Origin of the sequence: Paraburkholderia sp. J11-2, from assembly GCF_905220185.1 — a bacterium.
GTDB lineage: Bacteria > Pseudomonadota > Gammaproteobacteria > Burkholderiales > Burkholderiaceae > Paraburkholderia.
In genome coordinates this window covers 19,313-31,888 of record NZ_CAJMYY010000021.1, presented here as the reverse complement: position 1 = coordinate 31,888, position 12,576 = coordinate 19,313, and the positions used below count along the sequence as shown (strand labels likewise).

At 62.2% G+C, this 12,576-nt stretch carries 11 protein-coding genes; all 11 read left to right on the top strand.

The window, feature by feature from the left end; genetic code table 11:
* The first annotated feature begins 122 nt into the window (after window positions 1-122).
* Window positions 123-608, top strand: a complete 486-nt coding sequence (nuoE, locus tag U5A57_RS26840) for an NADH-quinone oxidoreductase subunit NuoE (protein WP_321914667.1) — start codon at window positions 123-125, stop codon at window positions 606-608.
* Entirely contained in the window at window positions 605-1,933 is a 1,329-nt protein-coding gene (nuoF, locus tag U5A57_RS26835; RefSeq protein WP_321914666.1) for an NADH-quinone oxidoreductase subunit NuoF, read from the top strand. Before nuoE ends, nuoF begins: the two co-directional genes overlap by 4 nt.
* 101 nt (window positions 1,934-2,034) lie before the next feature.
* Window positions 2,035-4,368, top strand: coding sequence for an NADH-quinone oxidoreductase subunit NuoG (gene nuoG, locus U5A57_RS26830; RefSeq protein ID WP_321914665.1), 2,334 nt, complete (start codon window positions 2,035-2,037; stop codon window positions 4,366-4,368).
* Window positions 4,369-5,433 carry an NADH-quinone oxidoreductase subunit NuoH gene (gene nuoH / locus U5A57_RS26825; protein ID WP_321914663.1) on the top strand — a complete coding sequence of 355 codons (1,065 nt, stop codon included), beginning with the start codon at window positions 4,369-4,371 and terminating at the stop codon, window positions 5,431-5,433.
* 15 nt (window positions 5,434-5,448) lie between these two features.
* Window positions 5,449-5,937 carry an NADH-quinone oxidoreductase subunit NuoI gene (nuoI, locus tag U5A57_RS26820; RefSeq protein WP_069265275.1) on the top strand — a complete coding sequence of 163 codons (489 nt, stop codon included), beginning with the start codon at window positions 5,449-5,451 and terminating at the stop codon, window positions 5,935-5,937.
* Between the two features lie 175 nt (window positions 5,938-6,112).
* A complete protein-coding gene (locus U5A57_RS26815) occupies window positions 6,113-6,817 on the top strand; it encodes an NADH-quinone oxidoreductase subunit J (protein WP_321914661.1) in 705 nt (234 codons plus the stop codon).
* A gap of 17 nt (window positions 6,818-6,834) precedes the next feature.
* Window positions 6,835-7,140, top strand: a complete 306-nt coding sequence (gene nuoK / locus U5A57_RS26810) for an NADH-quinone oxidoreductase subunit NuoK (RefSeq protein ID WP_006052894.1) — start codon at window positions 6,835-6,837, stop codon at window positions 7,138-7,140.
* 11 nt (window positions 7,141-7,151) lie between these two features.
* Window positions 7,152-9,194: an NADH-quinone oxidoreductase subunit L gene (gene nuoL / locus U5A57_RS26805; RefSeq protein WP_321914660.1), complete on the top strand. Its 2,043-nt coding sequence runs from the start codon at window positions 7,152-7,154 to the stop codon at window positions 9,192-9,194.
* 23 nt (window positions 9,195-9,217) lie between these two features.
* Complete coding sequence (locus tag U5A57_RS26800) at window positions 9,218-10,717, top strand: NADH-quinone oxidoreductase subunit M (protein WP_321914659.1); 1,500 nt, start codon at window positions 9,218-9,220, stop codon at window positions 10,715-10,717.
* Between the two features lie 24 nt (window positions 10,718-10,741).
* A complete protein-coding gene (nuoN, locus tag U5A57_RS26795; RefSeq protein ID WP_158757394.1) occupies window positions 10,742-12,214 on the top strand; it encodes an NADH-quinone oxidoreductase subunit NuoN in 1,473 nt (490 codons plus the stop codon).
* Window positions 12,214-12,516, top strand: coding sequence for a DUF2818 family protein (locus U5A57_RS26790; RefSeq protein WP_321914658.1), 303 nt, complete (start codon window positions 12,214-12,216; stop codon window positions 12,514-12,516). Before nuoN ends, U5A57_RS26790 begins: the two co-directional genes overlap by 1 nt.
* Window positions 12,517-12,576 lie beyond the last annotated feature (60 nt).

Here is a 12,576-nt window from a genome sequence, read left to right as displayed (position 1 = left end):
AGGGCGCTCTGCGAAATACCGGGAACGCCACGTCCGTCGCAGCGAGCAGGTTGGCTAACGCGCGGCGGGTGTTTGTGTGGCGGGAATAGAAACGGTAGGAATTGAAAGAGTCGTGTCTGAAAATGATCTCAGCTGAAGGCCTGAAAGAAATCGATCGCGCGTTGACGAAGTACCCCGCCGATCAGCGACAGTCCGCCGTGATGGCGGCTTTGGCCGTGGCTCAAGAAGAGCATGGCTGGCTGTCCCCCGAAATCATGCAGTTCGTGGCCGAGTACATCGGCATGCCGCCTGTCGCGGTCCAGGAAGTTGCCACGTTCTACACGATGTTCGAGACGAGGCCTGTCGGCAAGCACAAGATCACGCTCTGTACGAATCTGCCGTGCCAGCTCGGCCCGGAAGGCGGCTCGGAAAGCGCCGCCGAATACCTGAAGCAGAAGCTCGGTATCGACTTCGGCGAAACCACGCCCGACGGCAAGTTCACCTTGAAAGAAGGTGAGTGCATGGGCGCCTGCGGCGATGCACCGGTGATGCTCGTGAACAATCACCGCATGTGCAGCTTCATGAGCCGCGCGAAGATCGACCAGCTGCTCGAGGAGCTTTCGAAATGACTTCGTTGCACGACCGTCACATCAAACCGCTGATTCTCGCGGGCCTCAACGGCGAGAACTGGCATCTCGAAGACTACGTCGCGCGCGGCGGCTACAAGCAGCTGCGCCGTATTCTCGAAGAAAAGATTCCGCCTGAGCAGGTGATCGCCGACGTGAAGGCGAGCGGTCTGCGCGGCCGCGGCGGTGCGGGCTTCCCGACGGGCCTGAAGTGGAGCTTCATGCCGCGCCAGTTCCCGGGGCAGAAGTATCTCGTCTGCAACTCGGACGAGGGTGAGCCGGGCACGTTCAAGGACCGCGACATCCTGCGCTGGAATCCGCATAGCGTGATCGAAGGCATGGCCATCGGCGCGTACGCGATGGGCATCACCGTGGGCTACAACTACATCCACGGCGAAATTTTCGAGGTGTATCGCCGCTTCGAGGCTGCGCTGGAAGAAGCGCGCCAGGCGGGCTATCTCGGCGACAACATTCTCGGCACGGACTTCTCGTTCCAGCTGCACGCTCACCATGGCTATGGCGCGTACATCTGCGGCGAGGAAACCGCGCTGCTGGAGTCGCTCGAAGGCAAGAAGGGCCAGCCGCGCTTCAAGCCGCCGTTCCCGGCGAGCTTCGGCGTGTACGGCAAGCCCACGACGATCAACAACACCGAGACCTTCGCCGCGGTGCCGTTCCTGCTGACCGTGGGTCCGCAAACGTACATGGAACTCGGCAAGCCGAACAACGGCGGCACGAAGATCTTCTCGATCTCGGGCGACGTGGAGCGTCCGGGCAACTACGAGATCCCGCTCGGCACCCCGTTCGCGACGCTCATGGAGCTCGCCGGCGGCGTGCGCGGCGGCAAGAAGCTGAAGGCGGTGATTCCGGGCGGCTCGTCGGCGCCGGTCATTCCGGGCGACCTGATGATGCAGACCGACATGGACTATGACGCCATCGCCAAGCAGGGCTCGATGCTCGGCTCGGGCGCGGTCATCGTCATGGACGAAACGCGTTGCATGGTGCGCTCGCTGCTGCGCCTCTCGTACTTCTATTACGAAGAGTCGTGCGGCCAGTGCACGCCGTGCCGCGAAGGCACGGGCTGGCTGTATCGCGTGGTGAACCGCATCGAGCACGGCGAGGGCCGCCAGGAAGACCTGGACCTGCTGAACTCGGTGGCCGGCAACATCATGGGCCGCACGATCTGCGCGCTCGGCGACGCGGCAGCCATGCCGGTGCGCGGCATGCTCAAGCACTACTGGGACGAATTCGAATATCACGTGCACAACAAGCGTTGTCTCGTCGGCGGTCATGCCGGCTCGCACGCGGCCTCGGAAACGGTGGCCGCCTAAGGGGCGAAGGACAGTGTGTTGTGTTCGAACCGCGTAGCACGACGCAACGGGGTAGACCGCTGTGAAATTGAGCGGCAACAGGTTAGGGACGATTAACCATCATGGTTGAACTTGAAATAGACGGCAAGAAGGTGCAGGTGCCCGAGGGCAGCATGGTGATCCAGGCTGCTCAGCGCGTGGACACGTACATCCCGCACTTCTGCTATCACAAGAAGCTCTCCATCGCGGCCAACTGCCGGATGTGTCTCGTCGATGTCGAGAAGATGCCGAAGGCCGTGCCCGCGTGCGCGACGCCGGTGTCGCAAGGCATGGTCGTGCGCACCATGTCGGACAAGGCTGTGCAGGGTCAGCAAGCCGTGATGGAATTCCTGCTGATCAACCACCCGCTCGACTGCCCGATCTGCGATCAGGGCGGCGAATGCCAGCTTCAGGATCTGGCCGTCGGTTACGGCAAGTCCGCCTCGCGCTACAGCGAAGAAAAGCGCGTGGTGTTCCACAAGAACGTCGGTCCGCTCATCTCGATGGAAGAGATGTCGCGCTGCATCCACTGCACGCGCTGCGTGCGCTTCGGCGACGAAATCGCCGGCGTGATGGAGCTGGGCATGCTCGGCCGCGGCGAGCACTCGGAAATCACCTCGTTCGTCGGCAAGACGGTCGACTCGGAACTCTCGGGCAACATGATCGACCTGTGCCCGGTCGGCGCGCTCACGAGCAAGCCGTTCCGCTTCTCGGCGCGTACGTGGGAACTGTCGCGTCGCAAGTCGGTAAGCCCGCATGACGCGACGGGTGCGAACCTCGTCGTGCAGGTGAAGAACAACCGCGTGATGCGCGTGCTGCCGTTCGAGAACGAATCCATCAACGAATGCTGGATCTCGGACAAGGACCGCTTCTCGTATGAAGGCCTGAACAGCGAAGAGCGTCTCACGCGCCCGATGATCAAGCAGGGCGGTGAGTGGATCGAGACCGACTGGCAGACCGCGCTGGAATACGTCGTCAAGGGCATCAAGGGCATTTGCGACGAGCACGGCGAGAACCAGCTTGCGCTGCTCGCAAGCCCGCACAGCACGCTCGAAGAACTGTATCTCGCGAAGCAGTTCGCGGACGCGATCGGCACGCCGAACGTCGACTTCCGCCTGCGCCAGAGCGACTTCTCGGCGCCGCTGGAAGGCGCGCCGTGGCTCGGCACGAAGATCGCCGAACTCTCGTACGCCGACTCGGCGTTCGTGATCGGCTCGTTCCTGCGCCGCGATCACGCGTTGTTCGCCGCGCGTCTGCGCCAGGCCGCGAAGGGCGGTGCACAGGTCAGCTTCCTGCAAGCCACGGCTGACGGCTCGTTGATCCCGAACGCGCAGCGCATCGTCGCCGCGCCCTCGGCATGGCTCGACGAACTTGCTGCAATCGCAGCGGCTGTTGCGCAAGCGAAGGGCGTGGCGTTGCCGGAAGGCTTCGCAGGCGCACAGGCCACTGAAGCCGCTAAGCAAGTTGCCGCCTCGCTCGCGAGCGGCGAACGCCGCTACGTCCTGCTCGGCAACGCCGCGGTTCAGCATCCGGAATTCTCGCGCCTGCATGCCGCTGCGCAGTTCATCGCCGAAATGACGGGCGCGACGCTTGGCTTCCTCACGGAAGCCGCCAACACGGTTGGCGCGCACATTGCCGGCGCACTGCCGGGCCGCGACGGCCTGAACGCACGCGAAGCGTTCGAGCAGCCGCGCAAGGGCTATCTGCTTTTCAACGTCGAACCGGAGTTCGACACGGCAAACCCGGCAGCCGCGCGCGCCGCGCTCGCGCAGGCCGAAATGGTCGCCGTGTTCTCGCCGTACAAGACGGGCCTCGACTACGCGGACGTGCTGTTGCCCATCGCGCCGTACACGGAAACCTCGGGTACGTTCATCAACGCCGAAGGCACGGCTCAGACGTTCAACGGCGTCGTGCGCCCGCTCGGCGACACGCGTCCGGCGTGGAAGGTCCTGCGCGTGCTCGGCACGCTGCTGGGCGCGAAGGGCTTCGAGTACGACACGGCTGAAGAAGTGCGCCGCAAGGCAATCGGCGACGGCAGCTTCGAAGGCCGTCTGTCGAACAAGGCCAGCGCTACGATTGCGCGCGGCAGCCTCGCGAAAGCCGCGGAAGGCCGCTTCGAACGCATCGCCGACGTGCCGATTTACCACGCCGATCCCATCGTGCGCCGCGGCGAAGCGCTGCAGCTCACCACGGCTGCCCGCGTGGCGAACGCGATCGGCCTGCCGGCGGCATACTTCGACCAGCTCGGCCTGAAGGAAGGCGACGCCGTGCGCGTGCGCCAGGGCGATCTGTCGGTGACGGCGCCTGCAACGCGCGATGCGAATCTTGCGCCGACGGTGGTGCGCGTGTCGGCGGCGACGCCTGCCGGTGCGCAACTCGGCAGCCTGTTCGGTGAACTGCTGGTGGAGAAGGCGTAAATGAGCTTGTTCGATACGATCAATGCAGGCGGCAGCCAACTGCTCGGCGTGGCCTGGCCCACCGTGTGGGCACTGGTGCGCATTCTCGTCGTCGCGGTGGTGATCCTGCTGTGCGTCGCGTACCTGATCCTCTGGGAGCGCAAGCTGATTGGCTGGATGCACGTGCGTCTCGGTCCGAACCGCGTGGGCCCGGCAGGTCTGCTGCAGCCGATCGCCGACGTGCTGAAGCTGCTCCTGAAGGAAGTGATTCAGCCTGCGCAGGCAAGCCGCTGGATCTACATGGTCGCGCCGATCATGGTGGTGGTGCCGGCCTTCGCGGTCTGGGCGGTGATTCCGTTCCAGGCGGGCGCGGTGCTCGGCGACATCAACGCGGGCCTGCTCTACGCGATGGCGATCTCGTCGATCGGCGTCTACGGCGTGATTCTCGCGGGCTGGGCCTCGAACTCGAAGTACGCGTTCCTCGGCGCCATGCGCGCCGCGGCGCAGATGGTGTCGTACGAAATTTCGATGGGCTTCGCGCTCGTCGTCGTGCTGATGGTGTCGGGCAGCCTGAATCTTTCGGTGATCGTCGAAGGCCAGATGCGCGGCATGTTCGCGAGCTGGGGCATCACGTTCCTCTCGTGGAACTGGCTGCCGCTGTTGCCGATGTTCGTCGTCTACTTCATCTCGGGCCTTGCCGAAACGAACCGCCACCCGTTCGACGTGGTGGAAGGGGAGTCGGAAATCGTCGCGGGTCACATGATCGATTACTCGGGTATGGCGTTCGCGCTGTTCTTCCTCGCCGAGTACATCAACATGATCGTGATCTCGGCGCTCGCCTCGGTGCTGTTCCTCGGCGGCTGGAGCGCCCCGTTCGCGTTCCTCGACTTCATCCCGGGCGTGTTCTGGCTGGTGCTGAAGGTCTTCTGCCTGCTGTCGGTTTTCATCTGGGCCCGCGCGACGTTCCCGCGCTATCGCTATGACCAGATCATGCGTCTCGGCTGGAAGGTGTTCATTCCGGTGTGCATCGTGTGGCTGATCGTGGTCGGCTTCTGGTACATGTCGCCGTTGAGCATCTGGAAATAAGGGGCGAACACAACCATGAACGCTATCCAAAACTTCTTCAAGACGTTTTTCCTGACCGAACTGCTCAAGGGCCTCGCGCTGACGGGTCGTTACACGTTCAAGCGCAAGTTCACGGTGCAGTTTCCGGAAGAAAAGACGCCTATTTCCCCGCGTTTTCGCGGTCTGCATGCGCTGCGCCGCTATGAAAATGGCGAAGAGCGCTGCATCGCGTGCAAGCTGTGCGAGGCCGTGTGCCCCGCGCTCGCGATCACGATCGAATCGGAAGTGCGCGAGGACAACACGCGCCGCACGACGCGTTACGACATCGACCTGACCAAGTGCATCTTCTGCGGTTTCTGCGAAGAGAGCTGCCCGGTCGACTCGATCGTCGAAACGCACATTCTCGAGTATCACGGCGAGAAGCGCGGCGATCTGTATTTCACGAAGGATATGCTGCTGGCCGTTGGCGATCGCTATGAAGCCCAGATCGCGGCGAACAAGGCAGCGGATGCACCGTACCGTTGATCTTTCAGTTTGACGCTGCATCGGCCCGCGGTCCGGGCCGGCTGTGGGGAACGCGTGTGCTGAACGCCCGCGAGTTACCGCAGCCTGACCGCCGCGGCGCGACGCTCCCTGGTCTGGCCGCCAGTTTGCGCCGCGCAATCCGCTTCACGAAGGCCTCAACGATGAACCAGTAATCATGGAATTCACGACCGTCCTGTTCTACATCTTCGCGCTGCTGCTCACGCTGTCAGGGCTGAAGGTGATCACTTCGCGCAATCCTGTCGCGTCTGCGCTCTTCCTCGTGCTCGCGTTCTTCAACGCGGCCGCGATCTGGATGCTGCTCGAGGCTGAATTCCTCGCGATCCTGCTGGTGCTCGTCTATGTGGGCGCGGTGATGGTGCTGTTCCTGTTCGTGGTGATGATGCTGGACATCAACATCGACGTGCTGAGCCGCGACTTCAAGCGCTTCATCCCGGTGGCGACCATCGTGGGCGCGATCATCGTGATCGAAACCGCGCTGATCCTGTGGCACGGCTACGGCGCGACGAGCACGCCGGTGCCCGACACCACGCCGGCTGCCGCCGCCGCGATCTCGAACGCGCACCTGATCGGCAAGATCATCTACACCGACTACATCTTCGCCTTCGAAGTCGCCGGCCTCGTGCTGCTGGTGGCGATCGTCGCGGCCATCGCGCTGACCGTGCGCGAGCCGAAAGATTCGAAGCGTCAGGACGTGTCGAAGCAGGTCAGCGTGCGTCGCCAGGACCGCGTGCGCCTCGTGAAGATGCAGCCGGTCGTCGAAGTGCCGGAGCCGGCGGAACCGGCGCAAGCCGAAGCCGGGGCTGCGCCCGCGGCAGGCGCGAGCGCCGCACCCGCGGCTGCACCGGCAACGAAGAGCTAAGCGCGAAGGAGCGAACCATGCTGACACTGGCCCATTACCTCGTCCTCGGCGCGATCCTTTTTGCGATCTCGATCGTTGGCATTTTTCTCAATCGGCGCAACGTCATCATCATCCTGATGGCGATTGAGCTGATGCTGTTGGCGGTGAACACGAACTTCGTCGCGTTCTCGCATTACCTCGGTGACGTTCACGGACAGATTTTCGTGTTCTTCGTGCTAACTGTTGCGGCAGCGGAAGCCGCGATTGGTCTGGCTATTCTTGTGACTCTGTTCCGCAGCCTCGACACGATCAACGTCGAGGACCTCGATCAGCTCAAAGGCTAAGGCAGGCTGCTATGGCAACAACACTCAACGAAACCTTATTGCTGGCGATCCCGCTGGCGCCACTCGCCGGTTCTCTCATTGCCGGTTTGTTCGGCAAGACGGTCGGGCGCGCGGGCGCGCATACGGTGACCATTCTTGGCGTCGCGATTGCGTTCGTGCTGTCGTGCATCACGTTGTTCGACGTGATGGGCGGTGCGAGCTTCAACGCAACGGTCTACGAATGGATGTCGGTAGGCGGCCTGAAGTTCGAAGTCGGCTTCCTCATCGACTCGTTGACGGCGCTCATGATGGTCGTCGTGACCTTCGTGTCGCTGATGGTCCACATCTACACGATCGGCTACATGGCGGAAGAAGAGGGCTACCAGCGCTTCTTCTCGTACATCGCGCTCTTCACGTTCTCGATGCTGATGCTCGTGATGAGCAACAACTTCCTGCAGCTGTTCTTCGGCTGGGAAGCGGTGGGTCTCGTCTCGTACCTGCTGATCGGCTTCTACTTCAAGCGTGAAAGCGCCATCTACGCGAACATGAAGGCGTTCCTCGTGAACCGCGTGGGCGACTTCGGCTTCCTGCTCGGCATCGGCCTGCTGCTCGCGTACGGCGGCTCGCTGAACTACAACGACATCTTCGCGCGGGGTCATGAGCTCTCCGCGCTGACGTTCCCGGGCACCTCGTGGAACCTGCTCACCGTTGCGTGTATTTGCCTGTTCATCGGCGCGATGGGTAAGTCGGCGCAGTTCCCGCTGCACGTCTGGCTCCCGGACTCGATGGAAGGCCCGACGCCGATCTCCGCGCTGATTCACGCGGCAACCATGGTGACGGCCGGTATCTTCATGGTCGCGCGCATGTCGCCGCTGTTCGAGCTTTCGGAAACGGCACTTTCGTTCATCGTTGTGATCGGCGCTATCACCGCGCTCTTCATGGGTTTCCTTGGCGTCGTGCAAAACGACATCAAGCGCGTGGTCGCGTACTCCACGCTCTCGCAGCTCGGCTACATGACGGTCGCGCTCGGCGTGTCGGCTTACCCGGTCGCGATCTTCCACCTGATGACGCACGCGTTCTTCAAGGCGCTGCTGTTCCTCGGCGCGGGTTCGATCATCATCGGCATGCACCACGACCAGGACATGCGCAACATGGGCGGCCTGCGCAAGTACATGCCCATTACGTGGATCACGTCGCTCGTCGGTTCGCTCGCGCTGATCGGCACGCCGTTCTTCTCGGGCTTCTACTCGAAGGATTCGATCATCGACGCCGTGAAGCTCTCGCACCTGCCGGGTTCGGGCTTCGCGTACTTCGCAGTGGTGGCAAGCGTGTTCGTCACGGCGCTGTACTCGTTCCGCATGTACTTCCTCGTGTTCCACGGTGAAGAGCGCTTCCGCGGTCCGAAGCATCCCGAATCGCCGATGGCGATCGAAGCCGCCCACGGGCATGGCCATGGCCACGACGAACACCACGTGCACGTGCCGCACGAGTCGCCGTGGGTCATCTGGGTGCCGCTCGTTCTGCTCGCGATCCCCTCGGTGATCGCCGGTGCGTTCGCGATCCAGCCGCTGCTCTTCGGTGACTTCTTCTCGCATGGCGTGGCGTTCCAGAACGTCATCTTCGTTGGCGAGAACCACGAAGCGCTCGCGGAAATGGGCAAGGAATTCCAGGGCTGGGCCGCGATGGGCGCGCATGCGTTCTCGGGTCTGCCGGTGTGGCTCGCACTCGCGGGTGTGGTGGTGGCGTGGTTCTTCTACATGAAGCGCCCGGATCTGCCGACCGTCGTGTCGCGTACGTTCGCGCCGGTCTACAAGCTGCTGGCAAACGCGTATTACCTCGACAAGATCAACGAAATCGTCTTCGCTCGCGGAGCAGTCGCTATCGGTCGCGGTCTGTGGAAGGAGGGCGATGTCGTCGTGATCGACGGCGTCGTAAACGGGAGCGCCAAGTTTATCGGCTGGTTTGCAACTGTCATTCGTTTCCTGCAATCCGGCTATATCTACCACTACGCATTTGCCATGATTATTGGCATGCTTGGCCTCCTCACCCTGTTTGTAACGCTCAGCGGCAAATAAGGCAAAATAAGACGAGGAAACGCATGCACGCAACTCCGATTCTCAGTATTGCGATCTGGATGCCGATCGTATTCGGCATCATCGTTCTTGTAGTGGGTTCCCGTCGGAATCCGAGTGCGGACCGCTGGCTCGCACTCATCGGTTCGGTGCTTAGTTTCCTCGTCACCATCCCGCTCGTTACGGGCTTCGATACGACTACGGCTTCGCTGCAATTCGAGGAGAAGACGGTCTGGATCGAGCGGTTCAACATTGCGTATCACCTGGGCGTCGACGGCATTGCGATGTGGTTCGTCGTGCTCACGGCGCTCATCACCGTGATCGTCGTGATCGCCGGCTGGCAGGTCATCACGAAGAACGTTGCGCAGTATTACGCGTCGTTCCTCATCCTGTCGGGCATCATGATCGGCGTTTTCTGCGCCGCCGACGGTCTGTTGTTCTACGTGTTCTTCGAAGCCACGCTCATTCCGATGTACATCATCATCGGCGTGTGGGGCGGACCGAACCGTGTGTACGCAGCGTTCAAGTTCTTTCTCTACACGCTGGCCGGCTCGCTGCTCATGCTGGTCGCGTTGCTGTACCTGTACCGCATTACCGGGACCTTCGACCTCGCCTCGTGGCAGGCCGCGAAGATCGCCATGACGCCGCAGATCCTGTTGTTCGTCGCGTTCTTCTTCGCGTTCGCCGTCAAGGTGCCGATGTGGCCGGTCCACACGTGGTTGCCGGACGCGCACGTCGAAGCGCCCACGGGCGGCTCGGTCGTGCTGGCCGCGATCATGCTCAAGCTCGGCGCGTACGGTTTCCTGCGTTTCTCGCTGCCGGTCACACCGGACGCGAGTCACTACCTGGCGCCGGTCATCATCACGCTGTCCTTGATCGCTGTGATCTACATCGGCCTCGTGGCGATGGTGCAGTCGGACATGAAAAAGCTGGTCGCGTATTCGTCGATCGCCCACATGGGCTTCGTCACGCTCGGCTTCTTTATGTTCGGCCCGTCGAGCCAGCTCGCGATGGAAGGCGGGATCATCCAGATGATCTCGCACGGCTTCGTCTCGGGCGCCATGTTCCTGTGCATCGGTGTGCTGTATGACCGTATGCACACACGCGATATCGCGGACTACGGCGGCGTGGTCAACACCATGCCGAAGTTCGCGGCGCTGGTCATGCTGTTCGCCATGGCCAACTGCGGTCTGCCGGGCACCTCTGGATTCGTCGGCGAATTCATGGTGATTCTGGCTGCCGTGAAGTACAACTTCTGGATCGCTTTCGGGGCGGCGTTCACGCTGATCCTGGGCGCGGCCTATACGTTGTGGATGTACAAGCGGGTGTACTTCGGCGCCGTCGCGAACGACCATGTTCGCGAGCTGAAGGACATCAACAGTCGCGAATACTTCATGCTTGCGGTGCTCGCGCTGTTTACGCTTTTCATGGGCATCTACCCGAAGCCCTTTACCGATGTGATGCACGTTTCCGTGGAAAACCTCCTCTCCCACGTCGCAGTGTCGAAACTGCCGCTGTCACAGTAATACCGAGCGGAGGAACAAAAGATCATGCCAAACGCCCCTTTGAACGCTCTGCTACCCGACGCGCTGGTGATGACCGGCCTCGTCGTCGCGTGGCTCAACGACACGTTCACCGGCCCTTCGGGCCGTCGCACAACCTATTTCATCGCGCTGCTGACTACGGTCATAGCCGGTATCTGGTTTGCGGTGAACGCGTTCGATCCGCACGTGTACTACTACTTCACGCGCATGTACGTGATCGATCCGTTCGCAAGCGCGATGAAGTCGGTGGTCACGCTCGGCTACGCCGTGTCGATCGTGTACTCGCGCAAGTACCTCGAAGACCGCGACATGTTCAGGGGCGAGTTCTTCCTGCTTGGCATGTTCTCGCTGCTCGGCCAGATCACAATGATCTCGGGCAACAACTTCCTCACGCTGTACCTCGGCCTCGAGCTGATGTCGCTCTCGCTCTACGCGGTCATTGCACTGCGCCGTGACGCGACTCAGTCGAACGAAGCCGCGATGAAGTACTACGTGCTGGGCGCACTCGCTTCGGGCTTCCTGCTCTATGGCATCTCGATGTTGTACGGCGCGACCGGCTCGCTCGAACTGAACGAAGTGTTCAAGGCCGTGGCGTCGGGCCATATCAACGATATCGTCCTGCTGTTCGGCGTGGTGTTCATCGTCGCCGGCGTCGCGTTCAAGATGGGCGCGGTGCCATTCCATATGTGGGTGCCCGACGTCTATCAAGGCGCGCCTACGGCCATGACGCTGCTCACCGGCGGCGGCCCGAAGGTCGCGGCATTCGCGTGGGCCGTGCGCTTCCTCGTGATGGGCCTGCTGCCGCTGGCAGTGGACTGGCAAGAGATGCTGATCATCCTCGCCGCGCTTTCGATGATCGTGGGCAACATCACGGGTATCGTGCAGCGCAACGTCAAGCGTATGCTCGCGTACTCGGCCATTTCGAACATGGGCTTCGTGCTGCTCGGCCTGCTCGCCGGTATCGTCGACAACAAGGCGACGGGCGCGGCCAGCGCATACAGTTCGGCCATGTTCTACAGCATCGTCTACCTCATCACGACGCTCGGCGCGTTTGGCGTGGTCATGCTGCTCTCGCGTCGCGATTTCGAAGCGGAAACGATCGACGACTTCAAGGGCTTGAACCAGCGCAACCCCGTGTTCGCGTTCGTCATGATGCTCATGATGTTCTCGCTCGCCGGTATTCCGCCGACGGTTGGCTTCTACGCGAAGCTCGCCGTGCTCGAAGCGACCATGAACGCCGGCCTCACGTGGCTTGCCGTGCTCGCCGTGATCACGTCGCTGTTCGGCGCGTTCTATTACCTGCGTATCGTCAAGCTGATGTACTTCGACGCACCGCAGGACGAAGCACCGATCGAAAGTCACGCATGCAACCGCGCGCTGCTCACGCTCAATGGTGTGGCGGTGCTCGTGCTGGGCATCATCCCGGGCCCGCTGATGTCGGTCTGCCTGCAAGCCGTCACGCATACGCTGCCGCTCTAATGTCGGCAGCGGGTTGGTTCATCGTGCTGTTGGCGCTCGCGGGCGCCAACCTGCCGTTCCTCAACCAGCGATTGTTCGGCGTCGTGCCGCTTCGCGCACCGAAGAAGAGTGCGTGGATTCGCATTGCTGAAATGATCGTGCTGTATTTTGTGGTCGGTGCGTTCGGCTTCCTGCTGGAGGCGCGCGCCGGCAACCGTTTTGACCAGGGCTGGCAGTTCTACGCGATCACCTTCAGTCTTTTTGTCGTGTTCGCGTTTCCCGGCTTCACCTGGCAATATCTCATCAAACGCCGCCCGGCGTGATGCGCGTGGCCGGCCCGCGGCCGGCACGTGCTGTGCGTCCCGGAAGTCCGGCCGGCAGTC